The following is a 20,891-nucleotide window of genomic DNA, read 5'->3' on the forward strand; positions in this document are numbered from 1 at the left end:
TATTAGTCGTTGCATGGCCGCGCCCGCGCACCTAGATTGCCCTTGGAACAACCAATTCAAATTATGGGACCTATCGGAATGCCAGAACTGATCATGATCTTTGTCGTGGTCCTGCTCCTGTTCGGGGCGAAGAAACTCCCGGAGCTGGCGCGGGGAGTCGGCAAGAGCATGGGCGAGTTCAAGAAAGCGCGAGAGGAATTCGAGCGTGAGATCACGCGTTCCGAGGACGAGGTCAGGCGCGAGGACAAGCCCAAGGACACCCGGGTGAAGCCCGCCGCCGACAAAGAGACCCACGACGCCTGAACCCTGCGGCCGGATGCCGGAACCGGGGGCTGGGTGATTTCCCGATGGCATGAAAAAGGCCAAAAGCTTCGCGCCTTTCATCACGCTGGTGCTGTCGGCCGCCCTTGTGGCCGCATCGGCGCACTGGATCCGCAAGGCGGAAACCCCTCCCTGGGGTGATGCCAAGGCCGAGTCTAGCGCTGCGGCAGACCAACCGGCAAGGATAAGCCAAGCCCCGCCCGAGGGCGATTTCCAGCCCTTCACCTTCGTAAGCTACAATGTGAAAAACTGGCTCGCCTCCACCCAGACGCCGGAGAAATCGCCGGAGGCCAAGGAGGCGGTGATAAGCCTGCTTGCAAGCGACTCCCCCGATGTGGTCGGCCTCTGCGAGATCGGCGGCATGGAGGATCTGAAGGAGATCCAATCCATGCTTGCGGCGGAGGGCGTGGATCTGCCCCATATCCACCATACCGGCGGGGTCGATCCCGTCCGCCATCTCGCCTTGCTGTCCCGCCTTCCCATCGTCGCCACGGCGAAACCGGATCCCCGCATCCCCGGCACCGGTCGCTCCATGCAACGCGGCATCCTCGATGCCACCGTCCGGATCGCTGGCCGGGACATCCGTTTCATCGGCCTTCACCTGAAGTCCAAGCGCAGCGTCCAGGAATTCGACGAGGCGCTGCTGCGCGTCCAGGAAGCGGGCCATGCCAGGAGGCACATCGATTCCATCCTCGCGGAAAACCCGGATGCGATGCTCGTCGCCTACGGGGATTTCAACGACACCACGCGCAGCCTTTCGACGCGGACGATCTGCGGCGGATATCGCACTCCCGGCTATCTCAGCCCCGTGCACGTGAAGGACAGCCGGGGCGAGACCTGGACGCACCGCTACGCGGTGGAGGACAGCTACACGAGGATCGACTACGTGACGGTGTCCGCCGCACTCAGGCGGCATGTGAAATCCGCCACCTCCCGCATCATCGACGATGGCCCGTGGGAGGCCGCCTCCGACCACCGTCCGGTTCTTGTCCGCTTCGAGTGATTCAATCGCCGATGAAGCCCTCGCTGACCTCCTCGTCCTCGTCGATCGGGATGGCCCGGAGGATTTCATCCGGCTCCCCAAGGATTTCCTCCTCCTCCTCGATGGGGATGGCCTTGAGGACTTCATCGCCCCCGTCTCCCGCTGCCTCATCGCCCTCCGGCACCACGATGACGGCTTTCATCGGCGGGGCGATGATCTCTTTGATGTCATCCTCAAGCGGCTCGAAGAAGCTCCTCACCATCGGCGCGGCCATGCGCCCGCCGGAAACGGTTTGACCCGGCTTGCCCTCATAGAGGACAGCGAAGGCGTAGCGCGGATTGTCATGCGGCAGGAAGCCGGCGAACCACGCGAGCCGCTGGTTGAGCCGCGGCGGCCCCCACTGGGCGGTGCCGGTCTTCCCCGCGAGGGTCGTGTAGGTGAGGTTTCCGCTTCTGCCGGTGCCATAGCCTTTGCCCACCACATCCCTCATCCCGTCGCGGACGATCGCCACGGCCATCTCGTCCACGCCGAGCCAGTTCCTGCGCTCCGGGGTCATCGCCTTGGTCACGCGCCCGCGGGAATCCTGTATTTGGCTGACGAGGGAAAGCTTTGGCAGCGCCCCGCCGTTGCCTATCCCCGCCATCATCTGCGCCACCTGCAGGGGCGAGGCGAGCAGGCTGCCCTGGCCGATGGACATGTTCGCGGTGTCTCCGTCGAGAATGCGGCGGCCTTCGTTCTTGAGCATCCAGTCATTGGTCGGCACCAGCCCCGGGGTCTCGCCGATGAGCGGCAGGCCGCTCCTGTCCCCCATGCCAAGCCGCCGCGCCAGCCCGAGGAAAACCCCCGGCCCGGTGTCGATGCCGACCTGGTAGAACCAGGTGTTGCACGACCGCGCGATCGCCCGCTTCACATCGATGGGCCCTTCCGGGGTTTTCGACCAGTTGCGGAAGGTGTGGTTGCCGATGCGGATCGAGGCGGGGGAATTGACCGTGGAAAACTCCGTGACCGTTCCGGCGTTGAGCGCCGCGAGGGCGACGACGGGCTTGAAGGCGGATGCGGGAGGATAGGCGGATTGGAAGGCACGCCCGAAGAGCGGATTGCCCGGCGCCTCTTGCAGCGCGGTGTATGCCTCGGTGCTGATGCCGGGAATGAAGGCGTTTAGGTCAAAGGTGGGCCGCGAGGCCATCACCAGCACCTCGCCGGTGACGGCGTCGATCACCACGAAGGCTCCGCGCTCGCAGCCCTTGGCGAGGACTTTTTCGGCCAGTTTCTGCCACTTGAGGTTGAGCGTCGTGACTATGGTGCCGCCAGGTACGGGGCGTTTCGACTGTTCCTCGAGGAGCTTGTTTCCGTTCTCATCGAAGAGCAGGCGCTTGGTGCCGGGCTGGCCGGAAAGCTCGCGGTCGAAGATTTTCTCAAGCCCGGCGCGCCCCTCGCTTTCCTCCCAGAGCGGCTCATTGTAATTGATCGGGCCGGTGGGAAGCTTGCCGACCATGCCGGTGTAGCCGAGGATGTGGGCGGCGAGGCCTTTCTCCGGGTAGATCCTGCGGTAAACAGGATGCAGCACCAGACCGGAAACGAGCCGGGATTCGATGGCCTTTGCCTCTTCCGCGCCAAGCTGGCTGCTGACGTAGAGCGGGAGCCAGCGGCGGTGGCGGTAGTGATCGTAGAGCTCGTCATCGCTCTTGTTCGAAAAGCCTTTCACCGCCCCCTCCAATCCGGCGAGGCGGCTGCGCGCCCAATCGACAACGTATTGCCTGTCCACATCCTGGAACTGCTCGAACTGGAGCGCCACCTGGTAGGCCACCTCGTTCTGCACGATGGGCTCGCCGCTGCGATCCACGATCTGACCCCTGGGGGCGGGGATTTTCAGGGTGATCGTCCTCGCGTCCTTGCGGGTGAGGATGGATCCCTCGTCGGCGGAACGGGGGCGTCCCGCATCAGCGGGGGTAGCCGCAGGCAGATCCGATTTCACCGGTTCCACGGCGACCGATTCGAGGTTCTGGGCAGAAACGGAGCAAGCAAACAACAGGCTTGTCATCAGGTGTGCCGTGGCTCCGTGCATTCCGGAGCCTATCCGGCGCTCCTTGCCATGGCAACCTCGCAATGCGCCGGGGACGATTCACCTCCCGGAGGGCGACGGAAGGTTGGGAAGCGCAGATTGCTAAGGATTTGCTGAATGTCGGGAATAATTATTTTCCAGGAAGACCTCGATACAAGGAGAGTGCGATGGATTTCGCAAGTGACTCATTATCAGTGCCCTGTGATATCATCCGTGAAGACTCGGTGGATGAAATCACCTTACGTAATCGCGTAATATGATCAGGAAATATTGAGTTTCAGGGAAATCCAGCCATTTTGGAAACGTGCCTGCGGGCACCCGCTGTCACCCACGGCGGCAAGACTGTTCACCCCCCACCCCCAACAAACGTGCAAGAGATCGTGAAAACGACCACTCCACCCATCCCCGCCCGGGGATGCCTGGGATTGCGAAATTGCAAGGGGATCAGGGGAAGCTGCTGATTTCCCCCCGGAAGCACCGGAATGACCCCGGATGAGCCTATCTCCCCCCTATGGTTCACCCTCCCCCCGATCCGGGGTCATTCCCCTTTCCCGGAGTGCCTGAGGGCCACCCGCTCAGTCCGCGCGGATCTCGCGCCGCCCTGCCTGGATGACATTGAGCAAGTGGTTGGCAATGGCCTCCATGTGGTTGTTCAGGTCGATGAAGATCATTTCCGTCTGCACCGCCGCACCTTCCTGCATCCGCTTCGCCGCTGCCTTGTTGTTGCGCTTGCGCAGTCGGTCCACCCGTCCCTCGATCTCGTGGGCGCGCTCGTAGGTGGTGCCGTCGATGCCGGTGAGCGAGTTCCTGGCGACATCGAGGAGCATCCTCACCTGCGCACCGCTGGAAATGAGCTCCTCGTGCTGGATCTCCGAAAAATCCCGGCCCTTCTCATATTTCCTCTGCACCACCTTGACCATGCGGTAGATCCGGTCGGTGGCCTCCTCAAGCTCGGCGACGACGCGGAGGCTCGAGGTGATGCGCATGGCGTTTCCCGAGCCGATCTCATGGGTGGAGCACTGGATGAGGTAGCTGGTGATGTCATGCAGCATGTCATCGCAGGTGTCCTCCATCGCCTTGAGCTCCGCCACTCGGGCCGAAAGGTCTTCCGTCGGCCGGTTGAAAACCTCCACCATGCCATCGAACATCTCGGAGGTCAGGGCAGCCATCCGCTTGATCGCGCCGTCGGCCTCCGCGAGGCTCAGCTCGCCGATGTCCACGAGGGAGCTGCCGATGTAGCGGAGCTTGGCCACGGTGCCGGCCTTCCCTTCCTTCACCCACCATGTCACCAGGCGGGCGATCTGCGGGACGAACCACACAAGCAGCAGGATGTTGGCGAGGTTGAAGGTGCTGTGGAAAATGGCCGTCGAGAAGGCGATCTCCGAAGATGACATGCTCTTGTTGGCGGAGCGGAGGGCATATGGCAGGTCATCGGCCAGCGACCACACGAGGGAGGTGAACGGATAGAACAGCGCAAGGCACCATATCACGCCGATGACATTGAAGGAGAAGTGCGCCCGCGCCGCGCGTTTGGCGTTCGTGTTCGCGCCTGCGGAGGCGAGCCAGGCGGTGACCGTGGTGCCGATGTTCTCGCCGAGCACGATCGCCGCCGAGCACCGGAAGACCCCCAGCGGATCGACCGCCACATCGCCGAACCAGCCGTTGAGGGCGCAGGTGATGGTGATCGCCATCGCCGCCGATGAGGACTGGACGATCAGGGTAAGGAGTATCCCCGCAACCATGAACAGGATCACCGAGCCGAAGCCGTGGCCGCCGAGCATGCTGATGATGTTCTCGATGGAGTGCGCCATGCCCGGATCGGTCTCAAGCATGGCCTTGAGATCCGGCACGGAATCCTTGAGAAGCCCAAGCCCGAGGAACACCAGGCCGAAGCCGATGGCCGCCTCACCCCAGTTCCTGGCCTTGTCCTTGCCGATGAAAAAGAGCGGCAGGCCGATACCTATCATCGGCAGCGCGATCTTGGAGACGGCGAACTTCCCGATCAGGGCGACGATCCAGGCCGTGGTTGTGGTGCCGAGGTTCGCGCCCATGATGACCCCGATCGCCTGGATGAGCGTCAGCAGCCCGGCGTTGACAAAGGAGACCACGAGCACCGTCGAGGCGGAGGACGACTGGACCAGTGTGGTCGTCACGAAACCGGTCATGACGCCCCGGAAGCGGGTGCTTGTCATCCCGGAAAGCGCCGCCCGCATCCTGTCCCCCGCGACCTTCTGCACCCCTTCCGACATGATTTTCATGCCGTAGAGGAAGATGCCGAGGGATCCGAGAACCTGCAGCAGCGCAACGGCGGACGACCAGATGGATATGGATGAAAGGAACATTCGTGTGACGAATTCGTCACCATCAGGGGCTTTACGGCGAGAAAAAAATCCTAACCGCCCCCGGCCGCAGGCTCAGCCGTCGGTGAGCCGTACGCCGGGGATCAACCGCGCGACAGCTCCACCAGCACCGCTTTCTGGGCATGGAGCCGGTTCTCGGCCTGCTGGAAAATCACATCGGCATGGCGTTCCAGGGTTTCCTCGCTGATTTCCTTGCCCCGGTAGGCGGGCAGGCAATGCAGCACGATGTGGCCTTGCGCCGCGTCGGCAAGGAGGGCGGAATTGAGCTGGAATCCGGAGAATTCCGCCTCCTTTTCCTTCTGGTCCTCCTGCCCCATGGAGAGCCAGACATCGGTGTTGATCACGTCCGCCCCCTTCACCGCCTCGGCGGGATCCTCGCTGATATCCACCAGATCGCAGTCCAGCTGCGCGAGGAAATCCGCAGGCGGATGGCAGGACTTCGGCGAGGCCACATGGAGGCGGAAATTGAGTTTTTTCGCCGCCCACATCCAGGAGCGGGTCATGTTCGAGTAACCATCGCCGATGAAGGCGAAGGTCTTGCCCTCCCAGCCACCCAGCTTTTCCTGCACGGTGAGCAGGTCGGCGAGGATCTGGCAGGGATGCTCGTCGTCGGTCAGTGCGTTGATCGTGGGGATGCCGGAAAACTTCGCGAAATCGACAACGTCGGACTGCGCGAAGGTGCGGATGATCGCTCCGTGCACCATGCGGCCGAGGACGCGGGCGGTGTCCTTGATCGGCTCGCCCCTGCCGAGCTGGATGTCATTTCCGGAGAGAAACATCGGGAAGCCGCCCAATTCGCGCACGCCGACCTCGAAGGAGACGCGCGTACGGGTGGATGATTTGGTGAAAATCATCGCCCATGTCTGGCCTGCCAGTGGCTGGGAGGAATGCCCGCCGCGCTCTGCTTTCAGCCCCGCGGCCTCGTTGACCAGGATCGCGATCTCGGCGGCGCTGAGTTCCTCGATGGAAAGGAGATGTTTCATGGTTCGGTTGGTTCAGTATTGGGAAAGCACATCCCTGACGATGGCGAGCGCCTCATCGACTTCCGCATCTGTCACATTGAGCGGCGGCAGCAGCCGGAAGGTTTCCGGGCCTGCGGGGACGGTGATCAGGCCTTTGGCCATCAAGGACTTGACGAGATTCAGGGCGGCGGTTTCCCCATCCCCGGTCGGGATGAGTTTCGCATCCAGGCCCACGCCGATAAGCAATCCCAGCCCGCGGACTTCCGTGACCACCGGCAGGTCCCATGAGGTGATTGCGGAGCGGATGCGCTCGCCCTGGCGAATCGCGTTCCCGGCCAGATCCTTTTCCCGGATTTCCCGGAGCACTTCCAGCGCCGCCGCGCAGACCAGCGGATTGCCCCCATAGGTCGAGCCATGCGAGCCCGGCCCCATGAGGGAGGAGATCTTTGTGCCTGTTCCATCGGCCGCCCGGTCGCTGAGCCAGAACGCCCCGATGGGCACGCCGCCGCCCATGCCCTTGGCCCAGGAAATCCCGTCCGGGACGATCTCCGGGGCATTGACCCGCCATGCCATCGCCTCGCCGCAGCGGCCGAAGCCGGCCTGCACCTCATCGAACATCAGCAGCAGATCGTGCTTTTTGCAGAGTGCATCGAGCGCCGCGAGGAACTCCGCCGAGGCGACATGCACACCGCCCTCGCCCTGCACCGGCTCTAGCAGGAAGCCGACGGTTTCGTCCCGCACCGCGCTTCCGAGGGCGGCGATGTCGTTGTAAGGCAGATAGCGGAAGCCCGGCAGCATGGGGTCGAAGCCCTGCTGGATCTTCGCCTGGCCTGTCGCGGCCATGCTTCCGAGCGTCCTGCCGTGGAAGGATTGCTGGAAGGTGATGACCTCGAAACGCGGCTTCCCATCGGCCTGCGGCCTGAGATGGCCATAGCGGCGTGCCGACTTGATCAGTCCGTCGTTGGCCTCGGCGCCGGAGTTCGAGAAGAAAATCTTGCCTGGCAGCTTGATGTGCCCCAGGTTCATCTCCTCGGCAAGAAGGCCTTGGTTTTCGGTGAGATACAGGTTGGAGACATGCATCAGCCTGCCTGCCTGGTCGCGGATCGCACCGACGATGCGCGGATGGCAATGACCCAGCGAGCAGACCGCGATGCCCATGCAGAAATCGAGATATCCGCGCCCCTTGTCATCGCGGACACGCGCTCCCTGCCCCTCGACAAGCGTCAGCGGGAAGCGCCCGTAGGTGGCCATGACATGTTCGTTGAAAAGCTCGGTTGTGTTCATTGCTGGTCCCGGGTTTCCACCGGAAAGGGGCGGAGACTAGCGGTGATGGGCAAAATAGCAAACCACTTTCGCTGCGGGTGACTGCGGGCAAAATCGCCCCCTCCGGGGGCTCGTTGCCGCGACCGCAACGGAAACCATCGTTCGGGATTGCGGTGGCGCGGGTTTGTCACCAGCTTCTGCGGCATGCTTGAAAGCCGGGATGCAGCGAAAAGGGAAGCCCCATGGATGGCTGGGCTGCACGCCGCGCGCGCCAACCTGCTCCCCGGCCTCATCCTCCAGGGCATCATGCTCGGCCTGCTGATCGCCTACTACTTCTACCCGCCGACCACCCGCTGGCTCAACCTGCTCGCCGCGCTCAAGGGCGAGTGGGGCTACGCCTACTCCGCCATCGCCTCGGTCATCGCCGGCGCACTGATCCCGGAAACCATGCGCGTCCTCGTCCTCCAGAAAGGCCGGGCGCTCCGCGCAAACGCCGCCAACCTCGTTTTCACCATCCCCTTCTGGTGCATGATGGGTCTCATCGTCGATGCGTTCTACCGGGGCCAGGCGCTCGTCTTCGGCGCGCAGCCCAGCTTCCGGGTGGTCGCCGCTAAAGCCCTTGTCGATCAGCTCCTCTACGCCCCCTTCGTTTCCGTGCCTTTGACCTGCTGGCTCTATGATTGGAAAAACTCCGGCTACCGCCTCCACGGTTTGCGGCGCTTCTTCTCGGCCGCATACTGCCGGGATGTGATGGTTCCCGTGCTCTTTGCGAACTGGAGCGTGTGGATCCCCGTCGTCTGCATCCTCTACTCGCTGCCCTCTCTCCTTCAGATCCCTCTTTTCGCACTTGCGGTTTCTCTCTGGGTCATCATCTACACTTGGATCAGCGAGCAGCGCACGCCGGCGCGGTCGCCCCTTCCCTGACGCAAATCAACGAGATTCATCCGCATTTCCACCGTCAAATGTAACCCCGCAGCGAAAGAAATTGCGCCAAGCCCATGTAGTTCCCACGCTGCCCATACATACTTCGCATTCCCCACCCCTTATTTCCGCAATGAACATGACCCCTCGGATCTTCACCCGGCTCGGCCTGACGGCTCTCCTGGCGTTTTCCCAACCCTGCCTGGCCGCCGAGGAAATCACCTACCCTGGCGAGGCCTTCGCCAAGCTCGACACCTTCGAGGGGCTCAACCTTGAGGATGCGGACAAGCTTTTCGCCAAGGCCGACTACAAGGGCGCCTACGCAGCCTACAAGGCCTACTCCTTCGAGTTCGCGAAGAGCAAAGCCCTGCCCTACGTCCTCCTCCGCATGGGCCGCTGCCTCCACAAGCTGGAGAAGCGCAACGCCGCGATCACCGCCTATCAGGATGTGGTCGATTATTTCCCGGACGATGTCCGCAACGCGGCCGCCGCCCTATATCACATCGGCGAGTGCCATGGCGAAAACGGCGAGGAAGCCAAGCAGACCGCCACCTGGGCGCGCATGGTCAAGGACGACGGTTACGTCACCCAGCCGAATTCCGGCACCGCCCTCACCTTCCTCGGCACGGCCATGGAGAAGCTCGGGAAATTCGACGAGGCCGCGCAATACCACTGGCGCACCGCCGTCGCCTTCCTCAAAACCAACCCCAAGGCCGCCCAATCCGCACGCGCCGCCGTCCTCGCGCACCACGCCCTGCGCAGCCCGAACCATGACAAGCTCGCGGAATTCTACATCGCCGCCAGCGGCTTCGACGGCCAGGGCCGCGATACCGGCAAGCCGGAGGAGGACGCACGCTATTGGTCCGCCGTTTTCGACACGATCCTCAGGGCTTCCGGCGAGTCCCAGCTCCGCGAAAAAGCCGCCGTCTATTGGGGCGCGAAATTCGGAGACCGCCTCCCGGACAACGACCCCCTCCGCAAGCAGTGGGCCGATGTGCAGGCGGTCCACGAAAAGGACCGGGCAAGCTGGCTCGCGCGGATGGAAAAGCAGTTCGCCAGCAAGCCGGCCACACTCGACCGTGTGCTGCAGTGGTGCGAGTGGTTCAAGCCGGATCCCGACATGCGCTCGAAATTTTTCGCGAAGCAGTCCGCACCGTTCCTGGCCGCCCTGAAAACACCGGAGAAAATGGCCCTCATGAACCGGCTGCGCCAGCCGCTCGACATGCACGCGGAGGCGCAGACCGTGATGCGCTCGGTGCGCACCGACGGCATGACCGACGAGGAGTTCAAGGACTACGCGATGTTCCTCGCCAACTACCAGCCGGAGGAAGAGGTGCTGCGCCTCATCTCACGGATGAAGGACAGGCTCTTCGCCACCAAGGCGCGCTACGACTACTACATTTCCCGTAGCTCCCGCAACCCTCCCTACATGGAGAAAGCCCTGGCCGAGATCCCGGAGCTCCTGAAATCCCCGAAATACGCGGAAGGCCTGCCCATCATCCAGGCACGGCTGTTGCAAAACCTCGGCCGCCACGAGGAGGCCATCAAGGCCTACAACGCCGCCAACGTGCAGCCGGAATCGACCTGGGGCGTCGCAGATTCCCAGACAGCGCTCAAGCAATACGACCAGGCGGTCAAGACCGTCAAGGAGCTGGAGGCCGTCGGCGGCGCCGTCGCCGCGAGAGCCAGCCTCAAGGCCGCCGATATCTACCGCATCTCCGGCGACAAGGGCCGCGAGGTCACCCAGCTCCGCCAGGTTCTCAAGCGCTACCCGAAGAGCGGCGAGTCCAGCGAGGCCCACAACCGTCTCGAAAGCTACGGCGTCGCCCTCAGCGGCGGCGAGGCGGAAGCGGAGGACTGAAAACTCACCAACACCAAAGCCCGAATGAAAAACAACTCTGCGATCAAAAACTCCGGCTTAGGCCTCCTATGGGTCTTCGGCTCCCTGGGCATTTCGTCGTTTTCCCCGGCGCAGGAAGAACCCGCCGCCGAGCCCCGCGCCCGCGTCTCCGCCGAGATCGACCGCGAGGCGAAGCATCTCTACGACAAGGCCGTGGAGCTCATGGAATACAAGCAATACGAGCGCGGCCTCGCCATGCTCAACACCGTGGTGCGCGACAACCAGGGCACCCTCCTCGCCCACATGGCTCACATGGCGATGGGCAGGCATTTCCTCGAACAGCGCGACACCAAGGAAGCCCTCGGTCATTTCATGCTGCTCACCCGCCTGCTCGCACCGGTGCCGGGCGAAAAGCAATCGGCGGAAGTCGAGGAGCTTTACCATGAGTCGCTCTTCCAGGCCGGGTTCAGCCAATACCAGGCCGGCCAATATGCCGCCGGTTTCCCGCTCTTCCGACAGCTCACCGAGGTAGCCGGCCGCACGAAATGGGCGAACATGGCCTACTTCTACATCGGCATGAGCCACTACAACCTGAAGAACTGGAACAAGGCCATCGACTCCCTCTCCCTCGTCGGCACCGAGGTCGAGGACGCCTCCGGCGAATCCGGCGACGAGCTGGGCCGCATCGAGATCGGCCAGCGTTTCTACTCCAAGATCGAGGACGCCGACATCCCCATCATGCGCAAGCTCAACATCCCGGTCACCGCCGAGGTGAAGGTCAGCAGCGGCGATTCGGAAACAATCACCGGCGTGGCCGTCCCCGGAAAGCCCAACGAAATGCTCGCTTCCGCGCCCACCATCCTCGGCGATCCCAAGCCCGGCGACGGCGTCCTCCAGATGGTCGGCGGTGACACCCTCACCGTCACCTACATCGACGAGAGCACGCTCGACGGCCAGAAGGGCATCAAGCGCACCGGCCAGGTTCGCGCCGTCAGCACCGGCACGGTCGGGTTTTTCCTCGGAGATTACTCCACCCCGGCCTACATCGCCTACCCCGGCCAGCCGCAGGTCGTCATGCTCCGCGATGCGGATCTCGATAAATCCCCGCAGGCGGAAACCCTCACCCTCACCGTCACCTCCCGCTACAAGGTCGAGGCCAAGGAAGCCGCCGAGTCCGATGAAATGTTAGACATCTTCGCCCTTGAGGATGAGCAAAAGGACGTCTGGAAAGACCGCGACAGCGTCACCGTGCAGCTAACAGAAACTGGCGAAGGCCCACAGATCCGCACCGGAGCATTTGCCGGAAGGATACAGCTCGCACCCATCGCGGATGGCGTTGAGCCGGTTGCCACAGACAACGTCCTGAGCTGCGACGAGCTCGACGAACTTGTCGTCCGCTACACGGATGAAGTGCATCTCTACGGGGATGAACCGCGTGAAAGCGAGGCGAAGATCAAGGTCTCCGGCTCCGTGAACTCCGGCGTCACCGCAGACCAGTACGTCGTTTTCGAGGAGCTCCTGAAAGCCCGCAAAAGCTCGGTCGAGGCGGAAGCGCTCGTCGGCCTCGGAGACATCTACAAGGACATGGGCCTCGACCAGCGCGCCGCCATGCGTGCCAAGGAAGCCCTCGACAAGGTCGATCCAATCATCGTCAACCGCGCCAAGCTCCCCGGTGATCTCGTCGAGGCCGCCTTCAAGCTCAAGTGGGAGGGCGAGCTGCTCAAAGACGATTTCGATGCCGCCACCGCCACCTGCCTCGCCTTCAACCGCCTCTACCCCGAGTCCGTCCTCGCCGACCAGGCGCTCATGACCCTCGGCCGCAGCCTCACCGACAGCGGCGAATACGAACGCGCCGTCGAGGTCTATGGCCGCGTCCTCCAGCTGGAAAATCCCATTTCCGGAGCCGAGGCGCAGTTCCGCATCGGCGAGGCCTTGCAGAAGGAGGCGGAGGAAATCACCGAAGCCTCCGACGAGACAAACAGCAAGTGGGGCAGGGCCGGCCTGAGCAAGGAAACCGCCCTGCAGAACCGCATGAGCGCCTCGATCCAGGCATACCGCAAGACCTACGAGACCTATCCGGAAAGCTCCTTCGCCGCCGAGGCGCTTGGCCGCGTCGTCCGCCACTACGTGGACACCGAGGATTTCGCCCAAGCCGCCGATCTCCTCGAAAGCGTCTTCAACGACTACCCCGACGCCGCCTTCCTCGATGAGATGCTCATGCTCTGGGCCAACGTCGGCTTCCGCATGGGCGACACCGAAACCGCCAAGGCAAAGCTCCAGCAGCTAGTCTTCGACTATCCTTCTAGTGGTTTGGTTGCCGAAGCGCAGAAAAAACTCGCCGGCCTGCAGGCGGAGGCAGGCACGCCAGCAAATACGGAAGGGACAGGGGAATGACGAAACACCCAATGACCAAAACATCCAGGGCTGGTTTGCCAGGAACCGTTGGCCTTGAAGGGCGGGGCTTGGCAGGACTTCGTGCAGCGGCGGCACGGCCCCTCGTTTTCGCGTCGCTATTGCTCACGGCCAACGCATCCTTGGCCGCCGGCTTCGACGAGCAGCGCGCCACCATCTCCGCCTCCCCCGCGACCCAGCCGGAGGCCGCCATCCTATCCCTCCTGAAATCCGGCATCGAGGAAGCCAAGCCGGCCCAAGCCATCGCCGAGGCGGAGAAATGGCTGCGCCAAAACCTTCCGAAAGACGCGATGCTCCTCTTCCACGCCGCACGCGCCGCCGAGCTCAGCGGCGATGCCCCCGGCGCCGCCGCGCTCTACGAACAATTCCTCCGCAAGGCGGATCCAACGGCCACGGAGACCGGCCAGGCCATCATCGCCGTCCACTCGCTTTTCCGCGACCAGCTCAACGATCCCGGCGCCGCCTATTCGTTCAACCGCAGCAACGGCGACCGCCTCGCCACAAACACGACCGCCCGCCAGTTCGACGCATGGTTCCTGAATGAGGCCGCCACCCGCAAGGACGTGATCGCCGTCGCCAACCGCCTCCACGCCATCGCCAAGGCCGGCATCCCCGCCGATCTGTGGGTCACCTCGTACGAGCGCCATTTGCGCTGGCTGCTAGCGGAGTCGGAAGTCTATTGCGAGCAGCCCGGTGTCGCCCCATCCACCGACGAATCCGTTGCCGCCGGCAAGCAGCTCGCCAATGCCGCCATGTCCTTCAACGAGGAGCTTGCCCTGCGCCTCGATTGGGCGGTCTCCGTCCGCGCCTACAACCTCGCAAAAATCGCCGACCAAAACCCCGCACCTCCCCTCGCCGAGGCGAAAGCCCTGCTCGCGAAATTCCCGCACCACGCCGCACTTGTCCAGAACGGCTGGGCTGGCGGTGGCAACGGGCAACACTACCGCAACGACCCCGCGAAATACTGGCCGCACGAATCCGATGCCAAGATGGCTCCCATCGTCGGGGCCGCCGCGAAACTCAACCCCCTCGATCTCGCCGACCTCATGGCCACCTGGCGCAACGGATATTTCAGCGACAGGGTCGTGCGCCCGCTCGCGGTGAAATCGGTGCGCGATTTCCTGGCCGCCAAGCCGGACGCAACCAACTCCCGCACCGGCCTCCTGCTTTCCGAAAAACCATGGAACGAGCTCACCCCCGCCGAGGCCGCCGCACTCGCCCCGAAGTGCGCAGCACTTGCCGATCCGGAAGCGTCCCTCATCCGCGCTGTGGCCGCAGGCGGTGAGGCGAAGGATCTCGAAAAAATGATCGCCGCCCTCCTCGGCCCGGAGTCATGGAGACTGGGAGCCGCCGAGCTGGATGGCCGCTCCGCCGACCAGCTCTGGCACTACGCCGGACGCCCCGGTGCCAACCAGGTGCGCGATGCCAAGATCGCGGAAAGCAAGGCGCTCGCCGCGCAAGTCAAAGCCGCCGCCCTCAAGAAGGATGCCCCCGCGCCGCAGAGGCTCGCTCAGTTCACGAAGCTCTGGGCAGATTACAAATCCCCCCAGCCGAAGATCCCCGCTGTCGTCTCACGCCTCAGGTCCGCCCTGCTCATCACCCCGGAGGCCATGCCGGAATTGCTCAAGGATCGCAGTGTCGACGCCCGGCTCCTTGCCAGGAATGCAATCGCCGAGGGCATCGCCGGGCCGGAAAAAATTTGGACTGATCTCGAGATCGGCAGGATGAACCTTTCCAAATACGAGCCTTGGATCCAGGCGCTCGCCGATCGGCGTGCAGGCCGCAGCTTGAGCGAACTCAAAAAGCGCAATCCTGAGAAATATGTGCCACACCCGCTTGAGCCGGTGTTGCGCGAATCCGTCGCCACCGGGCTCAAGCAGAACAGCCTCGATCCATGGCAGCTGATCGCATGGGTCAACATGCAATACCCGGAGGACAACGCCGCACAGATCTCGCTTGCACAGGAAATCGCGAAATCCCCTGCCTGGAAAACGCTCAACTTCGAGGCCCGCTTCGCCCTGCGCGAGTGGTTCGGGAAATCCGTCGCCTCACCCGGCGAGCTTGGGTGGCTCAGCGCCGCAGACCCGGCGCTGGTTTGCAAGGATCTCCTTGCCCTGACGAAAGAGTCCGATGCTGCCTCCGCCGTCACCGCACTCACCAAGGCGATTGATGGCATCGGGAAATCTCCGATCCGCATGGAGGTGAACGCAGCGCAGCAAATCGCAAGCCTGGACGCAGCCGTTTTCTCCGACCCCAAGGTCTTCGCCTTGATCCTCGGGATTGCGGAATACATCCCGGAAACCAACGAGGGCAATGAGCTGTTCAAGCGCGTCTTCGCACAGGTGCGGGAGCTGCGCGACCCGGTCATGATCCAGCAGACGGCCAGCATCATCTGGCCCTACGTCAGCGAGCGGGAGCCACGTTCTCAGTTCGCGCCCATGACGGAGTTCATCGAATCCCTGATGGATGAGCACCCCAATACGGCCTACGCCCTCGCCCGCAGGGGCGTTGACTCCCTCACCCGCGCCCGCGACAGCTATGGTTTCGAGCCCAGGAAGAATATCACCGGGGTGAAAGCGCAGATGGGCAAGTCGGCCATGCAGCTGGGCTTGGTTACCATCCCGGTCGCGAAGAACCACCCCGCCTATCCGGTTTACCAATCGCAGGGCGATTGGCTGATGGGCAACGAGGACAGCGCATGGGCTCTTCTCGACGAGAACTGGGACTCCTTCCTTCCCGTTTACCGCGAGCTCACCGTCCCCTTCCTGAAGTGGATACTCCAGCGCACGATCTACGGCCGCGACGAGGAGCGGCAGGAAACCCTCATCAAAGCCCTCCTCGGCTGGGCCGGTGAGGCCGGCAGCCCGCTCACCCCGCTTGAAAAAGCGGAGTTCGACATCGCCTACGGTGACATCGCCATGCAGCGCGGCCAGCTCCGCCAAGCTCACGAGATCTACGCCCGTGCCCAGACCAACGAAGCCTATGCGGAGCTTTCCATCCGCCACCAGGCCGCCCTCCGCAAGGCCGCCGCCGAGCGCATCGCCAGGAACTTCGACGGCGCACTCCAGACGCTCAACGACCTCGAGCTCGAGCGCATTCCCGAGATCTGGACCGAGATCCGCTATGCCCGCGCCGAGGTTTATTACGACATGGAGGAATTCGACGACGCCAAGGACGATATCGACTCCATCCTCTCCCGCGAGCCGAACCATGCGGATTCGAAAATCCTGTTGGGTAAAGTCCAGCTCAAGCGCCAGAAACTCATGGAGGCCACCGAGGTCGAGCTTGGCTCCGCCGCCAGCCAGAAGACGCTTTTCCCCGGCGAGAAACTGAAAGTCACCCTCGTCGATCCCACCCTCGCCGTCTCCGGCGCAGGCACCGAGATCGAGGTCGTCGTATGGGCCACCTCCGGCGACAAGGAACAGTTTTTCCTCCGCCAGTTCGGGGACCAGAAAACGAAATTCCGCGGCGAGGTGCCTACCGCCCTCGGCGCCCCCGCGCCCGGCGACAATATCCTCCAGGTCATCGGCGACGACGAGGTCTTCTACGCCTACTCCGAGCGTTTCCGGGAAAAGATGAACAACATCGCGGAGAAACGCGGCGGCCCGATCACGGTTGCCTCGGATGCGATCCTCATGGCCTCCGCGAGAAAACTCCTCACCGAAGCCGAGCAGCGCACCGCCGACATGCAGGCGACGATGGACGCGATCAAGGGCAAGGTGTCCGGCGATGTCACCGCCGCCGCCAGGGCGGAAATGGCGGCCAAGTCGCTGAGCGCCGAGGCGCGCAAGGAAGGCGGCGGCATTTCCGAGGAAGAACTCGGCCGCTACCTGACGGATGTCGCCAAGCCCGGCAACCCCATCCACGTCCGCGTCATCGACCCCGACCGCAGCCGCACCGGGGAAATCGACGAGCTCACGGTCAGCGTCAGCAGTTCCAGCGGCGATTCCGTTTCCCAGGTCACCCTCAGGGAAACGGGCACCCACAGCGGATGGTTCGAGGGCAGCATCCCCACCACCGGCGCGCAGGCACTCGCCTTCGCCAAGGACTCCGAACCGGGCCGCAACCCGAACATGGTCATCAGCCCGGCGGCGGACACCTACCCGGCATGGCGCCCCGTCGCCGGTCAGGAAGCCCCGGATTTCCGCATCGATCTCAACGACAACAGCGCGCTCGGCGAGATGACGATCACCGCCAGGGAAAAGGGAGCCGCCCTGAAATCCTTCATGCTCCAGACCGGCATGAACGACGGCGACATGACAACCGTCGCCGTTTTCCCGAGGGAGATGATCGCCCCGAAAAGCCCATGGGCACCCTCCGTTACCGTGATGAACGACGCGGACTCACATCACAACCGCGACGCCCGGTCGGTTTACGACATCCATGAGATACGCGAGCACATGGAGCGCGGCTGGATCACCCAGAAATTCCCGGCAGGCATCGCCGAAAACGTCGCCGGCCCCTCGCAGGCCATGACCGGATCGATCCCCGGCAAGGTCAAGTGGCAGCGCGAAGGCCGCCACCACAATTCCCACGTGATCTACCGCTTCCGCGGATACTTTTACGAGCGCAGCGATGTGGTTCGGCGCTTCAAGCTTGAGCTCGGCAATTACCAGGTTCCCAAAGGCACCCATCCATCGGTCTCCAATCCCCCCCAATTCATGCTGGCGGTGAACGGCCGCCCGATCACCAACCCGGAAATGCCGAACCGCCTGGAAGGCGAAGCGGAACTCCGCCCCGGCCTCCACTCCTTCGAAATCTGGGCCACCGGATGGGATTGCGCGATCGGGTTCGGGCGCAGCATCAAGCTGCTTGCAAACCTGGAGGACGCCGAAACCCTGGTCGATTGCCCGGACGCGTTCTTCGATCCCACCACTTTCCCCGAGGGCACCCTCGACCAGCGCAACAGCCCGGCCACCATCACCGCAAACGGCGATGGAACCGAATTCAAGGTCGCCTTCGCGCCGGATTCCCGCGCACGCTTGCTGCGCCTGGTGTTCCTCGATAACGAGGGCAAGGTGCCCGCCCTCAACAAGCTGGCCCTCACCAACCCGGAAGGGAAAGCCATCCTGCCGGTTGCAGAGGATTTCGCCGAGCTCAACAAGAACGACACGCTTGAGATGCTCACCGGCGACAAGATCGCCGTCCGCTACGTGGACGACCGTTTTGTCACCAAGGCCAAGGAGCGCCAGGAGCGCTCGCTCAGCGTTTCTTTCACCAACGCCTACGCGGAGTTCGCCGATATGAAGCCGCGCTTCGACAGCCGCCTGGGCGAGGACAAGCCTTACTACGAGAAACTACTACGTTTCCAGTATGACAAGCCCCTCAGCCTCGCCGTCCACGATGCGGACATGGATGTCTCGGTGCAGCCGGACAAGGTCAAGGTGAAGGTCGGTGGCCGCGAGTTCGAGGCCACCGAGACAGGCGACTCCACCGGCGTCTTCGAGCTGGTCGTCACCCCCGTTTCCGGAACGGCGACGGGAAACCAGGTCCAGGTGGCCGAGGGCGGGACCATCACCGCCAGCTACACGGACCAGGAAAACAACCGCCCCGGCGTCCCGACGGAGCGCATCGCCACCATAGCCCATGCCGTTTTCACCGCACCACAGATCAAGCTTTCCCATGCCACCGTAGCACCCGCCGAGGGCGAGGCATGGCGGACCCTCATCCATGGCTTCGAGCGCCGGACTTACATGACTGAAGAGAAACCGGATCTCGCCAGCGAGGCAGTCCGCCCGCGTTGGCTCGTGGAGAACAGGATGGTGGCCTCGTCCCAGCCACCCGAAGGTGGGATCGAGGCGGTGCTTGGCCGCAGGATGTATCTGGAACTCATCGTCCCCCATCTCGCCCTGGGCACTTCATCCGATGTCACGGTCTATGCCCAGGCCGATTCCGGCCGCGCGCGCGCTGCCGCATCAGCCGGAGGCTTCGACATTTCCGTGCCGGGCACCATCGCCCTCACCGCCACGACCGGGCAGCCTTTCGTGACACCCGGGTTATGGAGCGAGGTGCCCTCGCTGGAAATCTACGAGGGCGGCACCGTTGCAAATTCCGCCGAGCCGCAATATGACCGCTTCAAATTGAGCGTTCCGCTCGTCGCCGGCCTGCTGCCGCCCTACGGCGCACTCAGCCACGAGGAACGCAATGAGCTCAGGAAGCAGGCGAAAACCTCCCGCGCCGCAGCCGATGCGCTGGAGCGGGGAACGCAAGGCCTCATCACAAGCGTTGGTGAAAAGATCCATTTCGGTTTCCAATATACGGATGCGGCAGGTGAAAAGCAGTGGCTGACCGCTTCCGCAAAGGTCATCGCGCATCCCGTTTTCGATGTCTTGCAGGAGGATTACCGCTCGCCGATGACCAGCGCCTACGTCGGCGAAAACCTCAACCTCCGCGTCGTCGATCTCGGCGCGGATGTCAGCGATGCGGCCGATACGGTCAGCGTCCTCGTCCAGTCCAAGGCCGGTGAGAAACATCCCGTCGAGCTCCGCGAGAGCGGGCCGCACACCGGCATTTTCAAAGCCGCCTACCAGCTTTCCTATGCCGGTGCGAAGAGGGAAGTGCCCGCCCCAACCGAAGGCGAACCGGCTCCCTACGACGTCCGCCGTGAGGGCTTTCCCGTCGCCTACGGCGATACCGTCGCCGCCCGCTACACGGATGCCAACGGGGTGAAAACCGAAACCGCGATGGTCACCATCAGCAAGGGCGCGGACGGTTCCATCCGGCCTTTCTCCAAAACCTACGACGATGCGGAGATCGCGATGCGCACCCAGTTCTCCCTCGCCGAGGCCTACCTTGAGATGGCCAAGCGCCACCGCCTGCTCGGCCAGACGGAGATGGCGGAAATCGAGTACGCCAGCGCCAAGCAGCTCCTCTCCAAGGCCATGGATCAGTTCACCGATCCGGACACCCGCGCCCATGCCGAGTATCTGTTAGGAAACCTCACCATGGAGGAGGCCGACACCACGGAGGAGGCCGATCTCAAGGAAACCCGCTACCGCGCCGCCCTCTCCCGTTTCCTCAGCGTGACCGGCAGCTACCCGCAGACGCTCCACGCATCCAAGGCGCAATACAGGATCGCCACGCTCTACGAGCGCCTCGGGGAGCCGGATATCGCCGCCCAGGAATACGTCAAGCTCGCCTACAAGTATCCGGACTCCGAATACCTCGCCACCTCCATGGCCCGGCTGGGCAGCCATTTCCTCAAGGCCGCCGCCGCCTACGAGGCGCAGGCCAAGCCGCTGCTCGCCAAGGAGGACGACAAGGACGCGGTGTTCGAGGGCGAGGCCTTGCAGAAAATGGCGGTGCGCGAGTACCTCAAGACCGCCCAGATCTTCGGCCGCCTCCAGGAACGTTTCCCCAGCGACGAACTCGCCGGGCAGGCCGGCCTGCGCTGCGGCCAGGCATACATGCGCGCCGACAAAAAACAGGAAGCCGTCGCCGCCTTCCAGCGCGTCATCGCCGAGGAATCCTACGACGGCCCCGAGATCCGCGCCCAGGCGATCTACTGGACCGGCATGTGCTACCTCGATCTCAGCCAGCAGATGGCCGCCTATTCCTCCTTCAAGCGCCTCACCTACGACTTCCCGGAAAGCAAATGGGCCGCCTACGCCCGCGGCCAGCTTTCCCAGGAAAGCCTGCTCAACCTCGAGAGCAAGCTGGAACTCGAACGATTGGAAAACGAGCAATGATGGGAACCCAAACAACTCCACGCAGGCCAACCACCTCACCCATGCCAGCCCACGGCCATGATCCGAAGATACCGTGCAAG

The 20,891-nt window shown here is 63.4% G+C and carries 10 protein-coding genes; 6 read left to right on the forward strand and 4 right to left on the reverse strand.

Annotated features, from left to right (window positions below):
• The first annotated feature begins 63 nt into the window (after nucleotides 1-63).
• Complete coding sequence (locus HZ994_12380) at nucleotides 64-303, forward strand: twin-arginine translocase TatA/TatE family subunit (GenBank protein ID QTN33077.1); 240 nt, start codon at nucleotides 64-66, stop codon at nucleotides 301-303.
• A 49-nt stretch (nucleotides 304-352) separates the two neighbouring features.
• Entirely contained in the window at nucleotides 353-1,324 is a 972-nt protein-coding gene (locus HZ994_12385) for a hypothetical protein (GenBank protein QTN33078.1), read from the forward strand.
• Between the two features lies 1 nt (nucleotide 1,325).
• Here HZ994_12385 and HZ994_12390 read toward each other — a convergent pair whose 3' ends face one another.
• The 4 genes from HZ994_12390 to HZ994_12405 all read right to left on the reverse strand — a co-directional run bounded on the left by HZ994_12390 (nucleotide 1,326) and on the right by HZ994_12405 (nucleotide 7,971).
• Nucleotides 1,326-3,368, reverse strand: a complete 2,043-nt coding sequence (locus tag HZ994_12390; protein QTN33079.1) for a hypothetical protein — start codon at nucleotides 3,366-3,368, stop codon at nucleotides 1,326-1,328.
• A gap of 572 nt (nucleotides 3,369-3,940) precedes the next feature.
• Nucleotides 3,941-5,707, reverse strand: a complete 1,767-nt coding sequence (locus HZ994_12395) for a Na/Pi cotransporter family protein (protein ID QTN33080.1) — start codon at nucleotides 5,705-5,707, stop codon at nucleotides 3,941-3,943.
• A 101-nt stretch (nucleotides 5,708-5,808) separates the two neighbouring features.
• Entirely contained in the window at nucleotides 5,809-6,708 is a 900-nt protein-coding gene (gene argF / locus HZ994_12400; protein ID QTN33081.1) for an ornithine carbamoyltransferase, read from the reverse strand.
• 12 nt (nucleotides 6,709-6,720) lie between these two features.
• Nucleotides 6,721-7,971, reverse strand: coding sequence for an acetylornithine transaminase (locus HZ994_12405; GenBank protein QTN33082.1), 1,251 nt, complete (start codon nucleotides 7,969-7,971; stop codon nucleotides 6,721-6,723).
• A gap of 183 nt (nucleotides 7,972-8,154) precedes the next feature.
• Between HZ994_12405 and HZ994_12410 the strand changes: the two genes are divergently transcribed.
• The 4 genes from HZ994_12410 to bamD all read left to right on the forward strand — a co-directional run bounded on the left by HZ994_12410 (nucleotide 8,155) and on the right by bamD (nucleotide 20,811).
• Nucleotides 8,155-8,874, forward strand: a complete 720-nt coding sequence (locus tag HZ994_12410; protein ID QTN33083.1) for a hypothetical protein — start codon at nucleotides 8,155-8,157, stop codon at nucleotides 8,872-8,874.
• Nucleotides 8,875-9,004: 130 nt separating this feature from the next.
• Nucleotides 9,005-10,732, forward strand: a complete 1,728-nt coding sequence (locus HZ994_12415) for a tetratricopeptide repeat protein (GenBank protein ID QTN33084.1) — start codon at nucleotides 9,005-9,007, stop codon at nucleotides 10,730-10,732.
• Nucleotides 10,733-10,756: 24 nt separating this feature from the next.
• Nucleotides 10,757-13,105 (forward strand): tetratricopeptide repeat protein, encoded by a 2,349-nt coding sequence (locus HZ994_12420; protein ID QTN33085.1) that lies wholly within the window; start codon nucleotides 10,757-10,759, stop codon nucleotides 13,103-13,105.
• Between the two features lie 119 nt (nucleotides 13,106-13,224).
• Nucleotides 13,225-20,811 (forward strand): outer membrane protein assembly factor BamD, encoded by a 7,587-nt coding sequence (gene bamD, locus HZ994_12425; GenBank protein QTN33086.1) that lies wholly within the window; start codon nucleotides 13,225-13,227, stop codon nucleotides 20,809-20,811.
• Nucleotides 20,812-20,891 lie beyond the last annotated feature (80 nt).

It is taken from the genome of Akkermansiaceae bacterium (assembly GCA_017798145.1).
Lineage (GTDB): Bacteria > Verrucomicrobiota > Verrucomicrobiia > Verrucomicrobiales > Akkermansiaceae > Luteolibacter.